Below are 14,363 nucleotides of genomic sequence, written 5' to 3' on the forward strand. Positions count from 1 at the left end.
CTTGTAACGGCGGATCGCGTCCCCGAATCTGTAGAAGGAGAGATCTTGTTCACCACCAGGCCCGAGCTGTCGGGTGACTTCGGCATGGTCGCCAGCACGCACTGGCTGGCCTCCGCCACCGGCATGGGCGTGCTGGAACGCGGCGGGAACGCCTTCGACGCGGCGGTGGCCGCCGGGTTCGTGCTCCAGATCGTCGAGCCGCACCTGAACGGCCCCGGCGGCGAGGTGCCGATCCTGCTGTGGAGCGAGGCCGAGCAGCAGGTGTCCACGGTGTGCGGGCAGGGCGTGGCGCCCGCCGCGGCCACCATCGAGCGCTTCCGCGAGCTGGGCCTGGACATCGTGCCCGGCACGGGGCTCCTCGCGGCCACCGTGCCGGGGGCCTTCGGCGGCTGGATGCTCATGCTGGAGCGCTGGGGCACCTGGTCGCTGGCCGACGTGCTGGCACCGGCGATCCACTACGCCGAGCACGGCGTGCCGGTGCTGGAGCGCATCTCGGCCACGATCGAGTCGGTCCAAGGATTGTTCAACAATGACTGGCCGACGTCGGCGGCGACCTGGCTGCCCGGCGGGAACGTCCCCCCGCCCGGATCGAAGCTGGCCAACCCGGTGCTGGCCGCCACCTACCGGCGGGTGGTCGCCGAGGCCGAGTCCGCGTCGAGCACCCGTGAGGGCCAGCTCGCCGCCGCCAGGAGAGCCTGGTACGAGGGGTTCGTCGCCGAGGCGATCGCCGAGTTCAGCGCGAAGACCGCCTGGCTGGACAGCTCCGGCGACGTGCACGGCGGGCTGCTCACCGGCGACGACCTGGCCGGCTGGTCCGCCACCGTCGAGGAGCCCCTCGGCTTCGACTACCACGGGCACACGGTCTACAAGACGGGGCCGTGGGGTCAGGGGCCGGTGTTCCTGCAGCAGCTCGCCCTGCTGCGGGGCTTCGACCTCGACGCGATGGGCCACCTCAGCGCCGACTACGTGCACACGGTGACCGAGGCCGCCAAGCTCGCCTTCGCCGACCGCGAGGCCTGGTACGGCGACAACCTCGACGTGCCGGTGTCCGACCTGCTCAGCGAGGCGTACAACGCCGAGCGCCGCACGCTGGTCGGGGCCGAGGCCAGCCTCGAGCTGCGGCCCGGCGCGCCCGGCGGTCGCGCGCCCAGGCTGCCCGACTTCCCCGAGCCCGGCACGGCGAGCGCCGCGCCCGGTATCTCGGGCGCCCGCTCTCCGCAGGGCGTCGGCGAGCCGACCGTGGCCCGCGACGGCACGGTGAAGGGCGACACCTGCCACCTCGACGTCGTGGACCGGCACGGCAACATGGTCTCCGCCACCCCCAGCGGCGGCTGGCTGCAGAGCTCCCCCACGATCCCCGAGCTCGGCTTCTGCCTGGGCACCAGGGCGCAGATGTTCTGGCTGCAGGACGGCCTGCCGGCCTCGCTGCGTCCGGGGACGCGCCCGCGCACCACGCTCTCGCCGTCGTTCGCGCTCAAGGACGGCAGGCCGTGGCTGGCGTTCGGCACCCCCGGCGGCGACCAGCAGGACCAGTGGAGCGTGAACTTCTTCCTCGCCGTCGTCCACGGCCGCCTCAACCTGCAGGAGGCCATCGACACGCCCATGTTCCACTCCGAGCACTTCCCCAGCTCGTTCTTCCCGCGCGGCTCCCGCCCCGGCGTGCTGCACGCCGAGGACCGGGTGGACGCGGGCGTGCTCGCGGAGCTGCGGCGGCGCGGCCACGAGGTCGAGGCGCCGGGCCCGTGGACGCTGGGCAGGCTCAGCGCGGTCGCCCGTGACGGCGTGTTCCTCAAGGCCGCCGCCAACCCGCGCGGCGCCCAGGGCTACGCAGTCGGCCGATGACCGATCTGCTCTTCCTGCTGGGCGCCGGTCTGCTGGCCGGTGTGGTGAACGCGCTGGCGGGCGGCGGGATACTCATCTCGTTCCCCGCGCTGCTGGCGCTCGGCTACCCGAGCCTGACCGCGTCCGTGACCAACGCGGTGGCGCTGTGGCCCGGCTACCTGGGCGGCGGGCGGGTTCCTGGGCACGCTCGTGGCCAGGGTATGAACTGTTGCCGGCGCTCGCTACGTGACCTGTAGTTACGCGGAGAACTGTCGTTGGCTGTCTGGGCCGATCGGCTGCGACTTAAGGTAATCAAATGATAATGTTCAGTCACAGCCGGGTGCCTGACTGGCGCCCGGTCCCCGCCCCCATTGGTGTCCGCACCAACGGGACAGCTTCCGGCGGGGCGGTGGCCCAACAGCCGCACTCCCATCCAGGAATGCGGAGTCAGGCCCCGACAACGCGGCTCTCAACCACGGTCCGCCCGGCTCGCCGGACGGACGCGGCATCGGCTTCCACCGGATCACTTCCCGGCCTCGTCGGGAAGTGACGAGGCCACGCTGATGTCTGTTTACTCATGTAAACACAGAGAGCCGAAGACGCTCATGTCGGCCAAGGTCCTGCGCGGCGTCGTCGTCGCGTTCGGCCTGGGCGTGGCCGTGGCGCTGGCCCTCCACCAGGCGTACGCCTCAAGCGACGGTGGCCTCGATGAGGTCGTCCACCACGTCGGCCAGGTCGTTGCCCCTGGCGTGCACCCGGCGCTGGCGCATGGCTCCCGAGCCCTTCGCCAGCAGCCGGTCCAGGCCGTCCTCGACGAACGCCAGGTCGCCCGCCTCCGCCAGCGCCGGCCGTACGTGCTCCAGGAGGCGGCGCGCCAGCACCGGCGCGGGCACGAGCGTGCCGTGCCGCACGTCCATGCTGTCACCCGTCAGCCCGTCGCGGGCGGCGCGCCAGTAGGCGGCGCGCAGCACCTCCGACGGGACGGGTAACCCGCGGTCGCCCCGGCCCACCGCGGCCAGCGCGGTCACGACCAGCGCGCGGACGAGCCCGATCAGCGTGAGGCTGTCGCTCACGTCGAGCGGCACGTCGGCCACCCTGATCTCGACCGTGGGCAGCCTGGGCGACGGCCGGGCGTCCCAGTAGACCGTCTTGGGGTCGAGCAGCGCGCCCGACTCCGTGAGCGCGCGCAGGGCCAGCTCGTAGTCGCCGAACGACGGGAAGTACGGCGGTGCGCCGGACACCGGCCAGCGGCCCCAGCTGATCACCCGCCAGGACGCGTAGCCCGTGTCGCGGCCCGCGAAGAACGGCGAGTTGGCGGCCAGCGCGATCAGCGTGGGCAGCCAGGGACGCAGGTGGTTGCCGACGTAGACGGCCTGCTCCTGGTCGGGCACGTCCACGTGCACGTGCAGGGCGCAGATGCAGATCTCGTCCTGCAGCGCCCGGTAGATCACCCTGCCCTGCAGGTAGCGGACGTCGTCGGTGAGCGGGGGCGACATGACGTTCCCCAGCACGGGGATGCCGCTGGCGACCACGGCTAGCCCGCACGAGCGGGCCGCAGCGGCCACTCCCTTGCGCACGGTACGCAGTTGCGAGCCCAGCTCGCAGAGGTCGGCGGAGGGCGGCGTACGCGCCTCCACCTGGAACCTGGTGATTTCGTACACCACGTCGAGCACATCCGTCGCCGCGGCCAGAACCTCGGCCGCTCGGGGAGCCACGTGGCGGGTGCGGGGATCGACGACGAGGTATTCCTCTTCGATCCCGATCAACGGAACCATGCCCACACCTCGCTGGGGGAGTCCAGAACCCTCCGGAATGAGGTTGTGCCCGTCCCCCAGCCTCTGGAAAACCCGTTCGGCAAACGGTTGTCAGACGGGGCCGTAAAGGGCGTGGGGAAATCCCGTGGACATGGCCCAGTAACGGTCGCCGTACGACCAGTGCCACCACTCCGTGGGGTAGTTGACCAGGCCGGTCGGCTCCAGGGCGGCGGCGAGGACCTTGCGGTGATTACGGGCCTCGGCGGAGATGTTGGGGGCTTGCGTGTAGCAGGCGCCGTCGCTCTGCTCCGGGTTGTCGTTGACCTGGGTGCCCATGTCGTACTCGACGCCGTCGGGGTCGCACAGCGTGAGGTCCACGGCGGCACCGGCGGTGTGGGGGGCGACCTCGACGGGGGACACATACCGACTTGCCGCGATATATGCCTCGCCGGGGGAAATTTCGGGAAAGGTGCGCTGGAGCTCCGCCCGGTATCCGTCGAAGATGCTGCGCTGCGTCTCGATGGGCCGGTAGCCCTCGACGACCAGCAGGTGGAAGCCGTCGGGCAGCACGCGCTCGGCCTGCTCCAAGCGGTCGAGCAGGCCCGATCGCAGGTGCGCGTACGCGCCCCGGTCGTCCGCCATGCGCCCGTCCACGCGCAGCCGCCCGCGCACGTCGGCCAGCGGCTCGCCGCACTCCTGGACGGGGATCGCGGTCACCCGGGGGTCGGAGATCAGGACGACATCGTTGGGGGACTGCCACATGGGCAGAAATTCTCACACAGTGTCGGAGAAGACCTGCTCCCGGGCCTGCTCCAGCGCTGCCACCAGCGCACCGCGCAGCACCGGGTTGCCCGTGACCCCGGTCGTGACCACGGTGGGCCGACTCAGGCACACGCGGGCCACCGCCTCCTGCACCTTGGCGGCCAGCCGCGCGCCTCCCGCCCTGCCGATCTCGCCGCTGAGCACGATCAGGCCGGGATCGAGCACGACGGTCACCGCCGCCGCGCCCACGGCCAGCCGTCCCGCCACCTCGTCCAGGTAGGCGTCGTCGCCGTCGCGCACCAGGTCGGGCACCGAGTCACCGGTGATGCCGTGCCGCTCGGCCAGCTCGCGCAGCGCGGCGTGGCCCACCAGGCGCTGGAACGAGCCGGACTGCGGCTCCGCGACGTCGGACGGCAGGGGCTCGCCGGGGACCGGCAGCCAGCCGATCTCGCCCGCTCCCCCGCCGATGCCCCGGTGCAGCCGGCCGCCCAGCATGACGCCGAGGCCCTGGCCCATACCGGCCCAGATCACCACGAAGTCATCGTGTCCGACGGCCGCGCCATACGTGTGCTCGGCGAGTGCGACCAGGTTGACGTCGTTCTCGATGGTGACCGAGGTGCCGAGCGTCTGGCGCAGGCTGGCCAGCACGCCGACGTGCCAGTCGGGCAAGTCGTACGACCAGCGCACGTCGCCGGCGGCCGGGTCGACCACGCCCCGCGTGCCGATGACGAAGGCGCGCAGCCGCGACAGGCTGACGTTCGCCGTGTCGCAGGCCCGTTGCACGGTCTCGTGGACCGCCTTGACCGGGTCACGGCCGTCGGAGGGGTTGACCGTGATCTCCACGACCACCCTGCCGGTGATGTCCGCCACAGCGACCCTGATGCTGTCGGGCAGGACCTCGAGCCCGGCGACGTACGCGCTGGAGGGCACGACGGCGTACACGGCGGCGTGCGGCCCCCTGCCGCCGGCGCGCTCCCCCGCCACCTCCACCAGCCCCCGCTCCTCCAGGCGGGCGAGCAGCTGGCCCGCGGTCACCTTGGAGAGCCCGGTCCGTTCCCCCAGCTCGGCCCGGGTGAGCGGGCCGTCGACCAGGAGCAGTTCGAGCGCCGCGCGATCGTTCAGCCTGCGCAGCAGCCGGGGGACCCCCGGGCTCCGACTCATTGGCGCACCCCTCTCGTCACGAATGGCTAACGGGCGTTTCTTTTAAGAAAGTTTCTTGTTAGTTTAGCAGCGTTGTTCGACATTGACGATCAGCCTGGTGCGGACCGTGGGCCGGCACCCGGGAAGGGAGAACCCTGTGAGGATCGCGAAGATCACAGCCGCGACGGTCAGCACGGCCGCGCTGGCCCTGGGTCTGGCCGCCTGTGGCTCGAGCGAGACCCCCTCGTCCTCACCCAGCGCCGCCGCACCCGCCAGCAGCGGCCCCAAGTACGCCGGCAAGACCCTGACGTTCTGGCGCCTCGGGGACACCAACCCCGCCGCCCAGAAGTACACCGACGAGCTGGTCGCCGAGTTCGAGAAGGAGACCGGCGCCAAGGTGAACGTCGAGTGGATCCCGTGGCCGCAGGTCAACGACAAGTTCACGGCCGCGGCGGCCGGCGGCACCGGGCCCGACGTGACGGAGATCGGCAACGACCAGGTTCCGCTGTGGCAGAGCCAGGAGGCCCTGGAGCCGATCAGCGACATCGTGGCCGCCGGCGACCAGGCCCAGATCCCCAAGAACCTCATGGGGCTGGAGACCATCGACGGCGAGACGTACGCCGTGCCGTGGGGCGGCGGCAGCCGGGCGGTGCTCTACCGCGCCGACTGGTTCAAGGAGCTCAAGATCGAGATCCCCAAGACCTGGGACGAGCTCATGGCCGCGGCCAAGAAGATCCAGGCCAAGAAGGGCAAGGACGTCGACGGCTTCGCCTTCAACGGCGGCTCCGACGCCAACCACCTGCTCGGCGCCCTCGTCTGGACCGCCGGCGGCGACTACGCGGTCAAGCAGGGCGACAAGTGGGTCGGCAAGCTGACCGAACCCGGCTTCAAGGCGGGCTTCGCGCAGTACACCGGTCTGGTCACCGACGGCCTGTCCGGCAAGTCGCGGCTCAACCAGAACACCACCGAGATCCGTACCAGGATGGCCAACAACAAGGTGGGCATGTACCTCACCGCGTCGTGGGACCTGCCGGGGATCGCGGAGGACAGCAAGGGCAAGCTCAAGGGCGACAAGCTGGCCTTCTTCCCGCTCCCGGCGAAGGATGGCGGCGAGGCGCAGTCGTTCCTGGGCGGCAACGACATCGCCGTGTGGGGCTCCGCCAAGGAGAAGGACGCGGCCAAGGAGTTCGTGAAGCTGGCCTCCAACAAGCAGTGGGGCGTCAAGTACGCCACCGACGGCGGTCTGCTCCCCGTCTACCCCGACGCCCTCGCCGCGCTGTCCAGCGACCCGGCTCAGGCGCCGTTCGCCGCCGCCTTCGCCAAGGCCAAGGCCTTCCCCGCCGACCCGCAGTGGACGGAGGCCAACGAGACCAAGGCGGTGCTGCAGAACGCGGCCCGCAAGGTCATCGAGGGCAAGGCGAGCGCGGATGACGCGCTGGCCGCGGCCAACAAGGAACTCGAAGACATCCTCAACGCCTCCTGAAACCTATGACGAACACGTCAACGCTCGCCCGGGGCGGAGGCCGCGCCTCCACCCCGGGACCGCGCCGCGCGAACCGGCCCGCGCGGGCCGGCGGGCTCCCCGCCTGGTCGATCCCCTACGTCCTGCTGATCCCGGGACTGCTGGTCATAGGGGCGCTGCTTCTGTGGCCTCTGATCCAGATGGTGATCATCTCCTTCCAGAAGGTGGGCCTCGTCCAGATCTCGGGCAAGAAGCCGGCCACCTGGGTCGGGCTCGAGAACTTCACCAAGGTCTTCGAGAACGACATCTTCTGGTCCTCGCTGCGCAACACGGTGGTGTTCGCGGTGATCGCGGTGCCGCTCACGCTGATCCTCGGCACCGCCGTCGGTATCCTGCTGCACCGGCTCGGCAAGAAGATGTCGCTGTTCGTCATCATCGGCATCATGTTCGCCTGGGCGGTCCCGCCGGTGGCGCAGGGCGTCATCTGGCGTTGGCTGTTCGACGCCGAGAGAGGCATCATCAACTGGGCGCTCAACCTGCTGCCCGACTGGCTCTCCAACGCCCTGTTCGGCCGGGCCGACTGGACCGGTCAGCCGTGGCTCAACGACGCCTGGTCCATCTACATGGTGCTGATCATCTGCGTGGTATGGGCGGGCTTCCCGTTCATCGCGGTCTCGGTGCTGGCCGGACTCAAGGGCATCCCGGCCGAGCTGTACGAGGCGGCCAAGGTGGACGGCTCGGGCCCGTGGCGCACGTTCAGGAAGATCACCTTCCCACTGCTGAAGCCGGTGTTCGCGGTGCTGACCGTGCTCTCGATCATCTGGGACTTCAAGGTCTTCGCCCAGCTCTACGTGCTGGCCGGCACCACCAACCGGGAGGCCTACAACCTGTCGATGTACGCGGTGACCGAGGCGTTCAAGGCCCCGCCGAAGATGGGCTCCGGCGCGGCCATCGCGGTGGTGCTGACCGTGATCCTGCTCATCGTCACCGCGGCCTACATCCGTCAGATGTTCAAGCAGGAGGAGCTGTGATGAGCCCGCTGGCCCGCAGGCGCCTGGGCAAGGTCGCGCTCAACGCGGCAGGCGTGCTGGTCTTCCTGGGGGCGATCTTCCCCGTCTACTTCATGGTCTCCACCGGCTTCAAGGCGAACGACCAGATCTTCACCACCGAATTCATCCCGTTCCCCACGCACTTCACCTTCGAGCACATCACGCGGGTGCTCACCGACGGCGTGGCCGGGCACTCGATCTGGCTCTACATGCGCAACAGCGCCATCGTCTCGCTCGGGACGGTCCTGATCGGCGCGGTCTTCGCACTGCTGTCGGCCACCGCCGTGGCCCGGTTCCGGTTCAAGGGACGCACGCCGTTCCTGGCCCTGCTGCTCGTCGCGCAGATGATCCCGTCCGAGGCGCTGCTCATCCCGCTGTTCCTCGGCGTCAAGCGGCTGGGCCTCTATGACCAGTTGCTCGGTCTGATCGTGACGCAGGTCGCGCTGACGCTGCCGTTCGGGATCTGGATGCTGCGCACGTTCGTCGCCGCCGTGCCCAAGTCACTGGAGGAGGCGGCCTGGATCGACGGCGCGAGCCGGTTCACCACCTTCTGGAAGGTGCTCTTCCCGCTGGTGGCCCCGGGTCTGGTCGCGACCAGCATCTTCTCGTTCATCACCGCGTGGAACGAGCTGATCATGGCGCTGTATCTGATCAACGACCCGACGAAATACACGATGCCCGTCGCCCTGCAGTACTTCTTCGGGCAGAAGGGCACCGACTGGGGCGCCATCATGGCCAGCTCCACGATGATGACCATCCCGGTCGTCGTCTTCTTCCTTCTCGTACAACGCCGCATGGTCTCCGGCCTGGTCGCCGGGGCCGTGAAGGGCTGACATCCGCAGGGCGAATGCCTTATTCGACCCTGCCCATCTTTGGGCCTGAAATCCGATGAGGAGCCATGAGTCAGAGTGATCGGGGGCTGCGCCGTCTCGCGGCCGGCACACTGCTCGTCGCCTTCCAGGGCACGACGGCGCCCGAATGGGTGCTGCGCGAGCTGGAGCACGGCTTGGGCGGCGTCACGCTCTTCGGCTTCAACGTGGCCGAGCCCGGCCAGGTACGCGAGCTGACCACCGCGCTGCGGGGAGCGGGTGAGCCCGTCATCTCGCTGGACGAGGAGGGCGGCGACGTGACGCGGCTGGCGTACCACGTCGGCAGCCCGTACCCGGGCAACGCGGCGCTCGGGGCGGTGGACGACGTCGAGCTGACCCGCCGCGTCTACCGCGCGATCGGCTCGGAGCTGGCCGCCTGCGGCATCAACCTGGACATGGCGCCCAGCGCCGACGTCAACACCGAGGCCGACAACCCGGTGATCGGCACCCGCTCGTTCGGCGCCGACGCGGAGCTGGTCGCCAGGCACACGGTGGCGGCCGTACAGGGCCTGCAGTCGGTGAACGTGGCCGCCTGCGTCAAGCACTTCCCCGGCCACGGCGCGACCCGGGTGGACTCGCACCTGGCGATCCCGGTCGTGGACGTGAGCATCGACGTGCTGCGCGAGCGCGAGCTGGCCCCGTTCCGCGCGGCCATCGGCGCGGGGACGAGGTCGCTGATGACCGCGCACGTCGCGGTGCCGGCGGTGACGGGCGACACGCCCGCCACGCTGTCCAGTGCCGCGCTGACCGGGCTCCTCAGGGGCGAGCTCGGCTACGACGGCGTGGTCGTGACCGACGCGCTGGACATGCACGCGATCACCAGGAGCGTGGGGCTGGCCGGCGGCGCCGTGCTGACGCTGGCGGCCGGGGCCGACCTGCTCTGCCTGGGGCCGGTGCCCAACTACGACGACGTCCAGGCCATCATCGCGGAGATCGTCTCCTCGGTGCGCGAGGGCCGCCTGTCGCCGGACCGGCTGGAGGAGGCGGCGGCGCGGGTGGCGGCGCTGCGGGCCTGGTTCGGGACGCCCGCGCCCGTCGCGGCCGAGCAGAACGGGGTCGGCCTGCACGCCGCGCGCCGCGCCGTGCGGCTCACCGGAGAGACGGAGCCCCTGGTCGAGCCCCTGGTGATCGAGGTGGACACCCCGCCGACGATCGCCGTGGGCGACGTGCCGTGGGGCGTGGGCCCGTGGCTGCCGGACGCCGAGATCGTCCGGATCGAGCCCGCCGCCGCCGACGTCCCTGCCCTGCTGGCCACGGCCGCGAACCGGTCGCTGGTCGTCGTGGTCAAGGACGCGCACCGCCACCAGGTGAGCCAGGAACTGGTCTCCGCGCTGGTGGCGGCCCGCCCCGACGCGACGGTGATCGAGATGGGGCTGCCGGTGTGGCGGCCGGGCAGCGCGGCCTACATCGCCACGTACGGGGCGGCCAGGGCCAACGCCCAGGCCGCCGTCGAGCTCCTCACCGCCTAGCCGGCGCCTATGCCGGCCACAGGCCTGGATCGTGGGTCTTCACCGCCACCAGGACGGCGAGCAGGACGAGCGTCGCGCCCATCGCGGCAAGGTGATATTTGCGCGGCAGATACGCCAGCGTGAGCGCGGTCCCGCCACCCACGATCAGGCCGCCCAGATGTCCCTCCCAGGAGCTGAACCCGGCCGAGACGACCAGCCAGATCAGGAAGAAGACGATGAGCCGGCCACCCCCGAGCGGGTCGTGGCCCAGCCGCCGGCTGAAGACGAAGTACGCGGCCCCCAGCCCGAAGATCGCTCCTGAGGCGCCGACCGCGGCCGTGTCGGGCGAGATGAGGTACTCGAAGACCGAGCTGCCCACGGCCGCCAGCAGGTAGAGCCCGGCGAAGCGCAGCCTGCCCAGCATCTCCTCGACCACCCGGCCCAGGGTCCACAGCCAGTACAGGTTGAAGACGATGTGCAGGATGCCGAAGCCGCCCTCGGTGGGCTGGAGGTGCAGGAAGTTGGCGGTGACGAGGCGGTACCACTCGCCGGCCGCCACCCCTACGGGCTGCAGACCCGTGTCGCTGTCGTAGACGTAGTACCGGCCGTCCGTGTCGATCAGCCCGATGCCCAGGCCGTCCAGCCGGTCCACGATCGAGGGCAGGGCGATTTCCGCGGCGTAGGCCAGCACGATGACGGCGATCAGGATGTACGTCACCACGGGGACGGCGGACACTCTGCCGCCGAAGACGGTCCTGGCCTGGCGTACCGACTTGTTGCCCTCGCGTACGCACTCGACGCACTGGTGGCCCACGGCCGCGTCCCTCATGCAGTCCGGGCAGATGTAGCGGTCGCAGCGGGTGCAGCGGACATAGGTCTCGCTCTTGGGGTGCCGGTAGCAGGTCGGCACCCCGGCAATCTGCTCTTCCACGTCACTCCACACCTTCGAGCGGCTCCGGCGGAGAGCGAGGGTATCGAATTGCCGGCATACAGGGGCTTTTGTGATCAAATCGAGTTGACCCTAGGGCGCGAGCAGTTCCTCGCGGGCCTGGTCGAGCGCCGCCAGCACGGCGCCGCGCAGCACCGGGTTGCCGTGGGTCACCTTCGTGGTGACGACCTGGGGGCGCACCGGGCAGATGCGGGCCACGGCCTCCTCCACCCGGGACGTGAGCGCCGGGCCGCCCGCGTGTCCCACTTCGCCGGCCAGCACCACCAGCCCGGGGTCGAGGATCACGCACACGGCGGCGACGCCCAGGGCGAGGCGGTTGGCGATCTCGTCGAGCAGCGGCTCGCCCTCGGCGCCCGCGGCCGTCGCGACCTTGACGCACTCCTCCGCGCTGCCGGCCGCGAAGCCGTACGTCTGGGCCAGCTCGGCCACCGCCTCGGCGCTGACCAGCGACTGCAGACCGCCTGCCAGCGACGGCAGCCGACCTGGCTCGGTGCGGATGTCCTCGGGCAGCGGCACGCCGGGCACCGGCAGGTAGCCGATCTCGCCCGCGCTGCCGGAGCGCCCGCGGTGCAGCTTGCCGCCGAGCATGATGGCCAGGCCGAGGCCGCGGCTCGACCACAGCAGCACGAAGTCGTCGAGCCCCTTGGCCGCCCCGTCGGCGCGCTCGGCGATGGCGGCGAGGTTGACGTCGTTCTCGATGGTCACCTCGCGCCGCAGGTCGCCCGCGAGTGCCTCGTGGATGCCCTCGTGCCAGCCGGGCAGGTCGAACGAGAAGCGCACGTCGCCGCTGCGCGGGTCCACCACGCCCGGCGTGCCGATCACGACGCCGCGCAGCTTGGACAGGCTGATCTTGGCGCTGTGGCAGGCCTTGACGATCGCGCCGTGGACCACGGAGACCGGGTCGTCGTGGCCGTCCGGATCGATCGTGACCTCGGAGATCGTGTTGCCGTGGATGTCGGCGACCGCCGCGGAGATCAGCTCGGGCCCGACCTCGAGGCCCGCCACATACGCGCTGGAGGGGATCACCGAGTAGAGGGCCGCGTTGGGCCCGCGGCCGCCCGCCTGCGCGCCGACCACCTCGACCAGGCCCCGCTCCTCCAGCCTGGCCAGCGTCTGCGAGGCCGTGACCTTGGACAGACCGGTCAGGTCGCCGATCTGACCGCGGGTCATGGGGCCGGTGGCGAGCAGCAGCTCCAGCGCGGCCCGGTCATTGATCTCCCTGAGCAATCTGGGCACACCAGGGCGTCGCTCCACGCTGAATCCTCCGGCGCCGATCAGGCCGTCTAATCAGAAAGGTTGTTGGAAGTTTAGCGCTCTCACCATCGCGTGCATCCGGATCTTGTGCCCGTTCTGACGAACTTGCACCTAACCAGTGTTGACCAGGGGGGATAATCGAGAACATGCGCCTTTCCGCTCGTGTCGACTACGCCCTCCGTGCCGCCGCCGAACTCGCTGCAGCAGGTGCAGGCCCGACTACAGTGGGCGAGCTCGCCAAGGAACAGGACATGCCGCCCAAGTATCTGGAGAACATCCTGCTGCAGATGCGCCGGGCCGGGCTCGTGCGCGGGCAGCGTGGGCCGGAGGGCGGTTACGTGCTGGCCAGGCCCGCTACCGACATCTCGCTGGCCGATGTGATCAGGGCCGTGGACGGCCCGCTGGCCAACGTGCGGGGCGAGCGTCCGGAGCACGTCGGCTACCGGGGCCCCGCCGAGTCGTTGCAGCAGGTGTGGATCGCGCTGCGGGCCACCGAGCGTTCCATCCTGGAGGAGGTCACGCTCGACCACGTCGCCACGGGGGCGCTGCCCGAGCGCGTCCGCCAGCTCGCCGCCGACCCCGCCGCCTGGGACTGACCACGGCTCCGGTCAGCCCCTGGGACTGACCACGGCTCCGCGGCCGCGCTCCTAGACTGGGTTCCTAGACTGGAAGGATGCCCGAAGGAGACGCCGTCTACCGCACGGCCACCCGCCTCCGAGGCGCGCTCGACGGGCGCGTGCTCACCAGGTCGGACTTCCGCGTGCCCAGGCACGCCACCGCCGACCTCGCGGGCCGCGCGGTCGTCACCACGGTCTCCAGGGGCAAGCATCTGCTCACCCGCGTCGAGGGCGACCTGACCGTGCACACCCACCTGCGCATGGACGGGAGCTGGCGGGTCATGGAGGCGGGACGCCGGACCGCGCCGGGCGACCTGGTCAGGCTGATCCTGGCCAATCAGCAGTGGCAGGCGGTGGGGATCAGGCTGGGCATGGTGGATCTCGTCAGGACGGGCGACGAGGGGCGACTGGTCGGCCATCTGGGGCCGGATCTGCTCGGCCCGGACTGGGACCCGGATGAGGCCGTGCGAAGGCTGCGAGGGGCACCCGGCAGGACCATCGGGGAGGCGCTGCTCGATCAGCGCAACCTGGCGGGGATCGGCACGATCTATCGCGCCGAGACCCTGTTCCTGCGCGGAATCTGGCCGTGGAAGAAGGTCGGGGAGATCGAGGATCTCACCGGACTCGTGTCACTGGCCCAGCGGCTGCTGGACGCCAACAAGAGTCATGCGGGCACGGTGACCACAGGTGATCGCCGCCCGGCGTACCAGACCTGGGTCTACGGCAGGGCGGGGAGGCCCTGTCGCCGATGCGGCACCCGCATCAGCCGCGGGGAGATGGGAGCGCAGCCACAGGAGCGGCTGATCCTGTGGTGTGCGGGCTGCCAGCCGAGCTAGGCAGCCACCATGTCCTTGACTTCGGGGAACACGGAGTCGGAAATCGACCCGGGAACCGTCTCGGTAAGGGGCAGCCGTTCGTGATCGGGCACGTCGGCCAGCACAGGGGCAGCCTGGAGCTCCGCCAGCGCGAACTGGTCGGAAACCTCACGCAGCACCTGCGAAAGGGGCACCTCGAGTGCGCCGCAAATGGACGCCAGCAACTCGGACGAGGCCTCCTTCTGGCCGCGCTCCACCTCGGACAGGTAGCCGAGCGAGACACGTGCCTGGGTGGACACCTCGCGTAGCGTGCGTCCCTGCCGCACCCTCAACCGCCTCAGCACGTCGCCGAGCAGCTGACGCAGCAGAATCATCTGTCGCTCCCTCCCCGGCGCGGACTTCACCACGCCCCGCGCGATCGGA

Annotated in this window: 14 protein-coding genes; 8 read left to right on the forward strand and 6 right to left on the reverse strand. The window is 70.5% G+C overall.

Features of this window, described 5'->3' with window-relative positions; all coding sequences use genetic code 11:
- The first annotated feature begins 84 nt into the window (after nt 1-84).
- Both ABD830_RS10750 and ABD830_RS10755 read left to right on the forward strand, forming a co-directional pair.
- The gene (locus ABD830_RS10750; protein ID WP_344987659.1) at nt 85-1,842 is read left to right on the forward strand and encodes a gamma-glutamyltransferase family protein; all 1,758 of its coding nucleotides are present in this window, start codon (nt 85-87) and stop codon (nt 1,840-1,842) included.
- The gene (locus ABD830_RS10755) at nt 1,839-2,078 is read left to right on the forward strand and encodes a hypothetical protein (RefSeq protein WP_344986447.1); all 240 of its coding nucleotides are present in this window, start codon (nt 1,839-1,841) and stop codon (nt 2,076-2,078) included. The genes ABD830_RS10750 and ABD830_RS10755 overlap by 4 nt, the downstream gene beginning before the upstream one ends.
- 432 nt (nt 2,079-2,510) lie before the next feature.
- On the opposite strand, the gene ABD830_RS10760 is transcribed toward ABD830_RS10755, so the two are convergent.
- The 3 genes from ABD830_RS10760 to ABD830_RS10770 all read right to left on the reverse strand — a co-directional run bounded on the left by ABD830_RS10760 (nt 2,511) and on the right by ABD830_RS10770 (nt 5,498).
- On the reverse strand, nt 2,511-3,596 hold the full coding sequence (locus ABD830_RS10760; RefSeq protein ID WP_344986448.1) for a carboxylate-amine ligase: 1,086 nt from the start codon (nt 3,594-3,596) through the stop codon (nt 2,511-2,513).
- Between the two features lie 90 nt (nt 3,597-3,686).
- Entirely contained in the window at nt 3,687-4,337 is a 651-nt protein-coding gene (locus ABD830_RS10765; RefSeq protein ID WP_344986450.1) for a M15 family metallopeptidase, read from the reverse strand.
- A 12-nt stretch (nt 4,338-4,349) separates the two neighbouring features.
- Nucleotides 4,350-5,498: an ROK family transcriptional regulator gene (locus ABD830_RS10770; RefSeq protein WP_344986451.1), complete on the reverse strand. Its 1,149-nt coding sequence runs from the start codon at nt 5,496-5,498 to the stop codon at nt 4,350-4,352.
- Between the two features lie 136 nt (nt 5,499-5,634).
- Here ABD830_RS10770 and ABD830_RS10775 point away from each other — a divergent pair, with 136 nt between their 5' ends.
- From ABD830_RS10775 to ABD830_RS10790, 4 genes are all read left to right on the forward strand, one after another.
- Complete coding sequence (locus ABD830_RS10775; protein ID WP_344986452.1) at nt 5,635-6,960, forward strand: extracellular solute-binding protein; 1,326 nt, start codon at nt 5,635-5,637, stop codon at nt 6,958-6,960.
- A gap of 5 nt (nt 6,961-6,965) precedes the next feature.
- Complete coding sequence (locus tag ABD830_RS10780) at nt 6,966-7,970, forward strand: carbohydrate ABC transporter permease (protein WP_344986453.1); 1,005 nt, start codon at nt 6,966-6,968, stop codon at nt 7,968-7,970.
- Nucleotides 7,970-8,821: a carbohydrate ABC transporter permease gene (locus ABD830_RS10785; RefSeq protein ID WP_344986454.1), complete on the forward strand. Its 852-nt coding sequence runs from the start codon at nt 7,970-7,972 to the stop codon at nt 8,819-8,821. The genes ABD830_RS10780 and ABD830_RS10785 overlap by 1 nt, the downstream gene beginning before the upstream one ends.
- Before the next feature lie 65 nt (nt 8,822-8,886).
- Nucleotides 8,887-10,326, forward strand: coding sequence for a glycoside hydrolase family 3 protein (locus ABD830_RS10790; RefSeq protein WP_344986455.1), 1,440 nt, complete (start codon nt 8,887-8,889; stop codon nt 10,324-10,326).
- 7 nt (nt 10,327-10,333) lie between these two features.
- Here the strand turns inward: ABD830_RS10790 and ABD830_RS10795 are convergent, their stop codons facing one another.
- Both ABD830_RS10795 and ABD830_RS10800 read right to left on the reverse strand, forming a co-directional pair.
- Complete coding sequence (locus ABD830_RS10795) at nt 10,334-11,236, reverse strand: rhomboid family intramembrane serine protease (protein WP_344986456.1); 903 nt, start codon at nt 11,234-11,236, stop codon at nt 10,334-10,336.
- Between the two features lie 90 nt (nt 11,237-11,326).
- Entirely contained in the window at nt 11,327-12,508 is a 1,182-nt protein-coding gene (locus ABD830_RS10800) for an ROK family transcriptional regulator (protein ID WP_344986457.1), read from the reverse strand.
- 146 nt (nt 12,509-12,654) lie between these two features.
- On the opposite strand from ABD830_RS10800, the gene ABD830_RS10805 reads away from it, so the two are divergent.
- Nucleotides 12,655-13,104: an RrF2 family transcriptional regulator gene (locus ABD830_RS10805; protein WP_344986458.1), complete on the forward strand. Its 450-nt coding sequence runs from the start codon at nt 12,655-12,657 to the stop codon at nt 13,102-13,104.
- A 77-nt stretch (nt 13,105-13,181) separates the two neighbouring features.
- The gene (locus tag ABD830_RS10810; protein WP_344986459.1) at nt 13,182-13,961 is read left to right on the forward strand and encodes a DNA-formamidopyrimidine glycosylase family protein; all 780 of its coding nucleotides are present in this window, start codon (nt 13,182-13,184) and stop codon (nt 13,959-13,961) included.
- Here ABD830_RS10810 and ABD830_RS10815 read toward each other — a convergent pair.
- The gene (locus ABD830_RS10815; RefSeq protein ID WP_344987660.1) at nt 13,958-14,314 is read right to left on the reverse strand and encodes a helix-turn-helix domain-containing protein; all 357 of its coding nucleotides are present in this window, start codon (nt 14,312-14,314) and stop codon (nt 13,958-13,960) included. The genes ABD830_RS10810 and ABD830_RS10815 overlap by 4 nt on opposite strands.
- Nucleotides 14,315-14,363 lie beyond the last annotated feature (49 nt).

The organism is Nonomuraea helvata (assembly GCF_039535785.1).
Taxonomy (GTDB): domain Bacteria; phylum Actinomycetota; class Actinomycetes; order Streptosporangiales; family Streptosporangiaceae; genus Nonomuraea; species Nonomuraea helvata.

Coding starts and splice junctions, on each gene's coding strand:
- ABD830_RS10750 (WP_344987659.1), top strand. CDS start 85: ATGGTCGCCAGCACGCACTGGCTGGCCTCCGCCACCGGCATGGGCGTG.
- ABD830_RS10755 (WP_344986447.1), top strand. CDS start 1,839: ATGACCGATCTGCTCTTCCTGCTGGGCGCCGGTCTGCTGGCCGGTGTG.
- ABD830_RS10760 (WP_344986448.1), bottom strand. CDS start 3,596: ATGGTTCCGTTGATCGGGATCGAAGAGGAATACCTCGTCGTCGATCCC.
- ABD830_RS10765 (WP_344986450.1), bottom strand. CDS start 4,337: ATGTGGCAGTCCCCCAACGATGTCGTCCTGATCTCCGACCCCCGGGTG.
- ABD830_RS10770 (WP_344986451.1), bottom strand. CDS start 5,498: ATGAGTCGGAGCCCGGGGGTCCCCCGGCTGCTGCGCAGGCTGAACGAT.
- ABD830_RS10780 (WP_344986453.1), top strand. CDS start 6,966: ATGACGAACACGTCAACGCTCGCCCGGGGCGGAGGCCGCGCCTCCACC.
- ABD830_RS10785 (WP_344986454.1), top strand. CDS start 7,970: ATGAGCCCGCTGGCCCGCAGGCGCCTGGGCAAGGTCGCGCTCAACGCG.
- ABD830_RS10790 (WP_344986455.1), top strand. CDS start 8,887: ATGAGTCAGAGTGATCGGGGGCTGCGCCGTCTCGCGGCCGGCACACTG.
- ABD830_RS10805 (WP_344986458.1), top strand. CDS start 12,655: ATGCGCCTTTCCGCTCGTGTCGACTACGCCCTCCGTGCCGCCGCCGAA.
- ABD830_RS10810 (WP_344986459.1), top strand. CDS start 13,182: ATGCCCGAAGGAGACGCCGTCTACCGCACGGCCACCCGCCTCCGAGGC.
- ABD830_RS10815 (WP_344987660.1), bottom strand. CDS start 14,314: ATGATTCTGCTGCGTCAGCTGCTCGGCGACGTGCTGAGGCGGTTGAGG.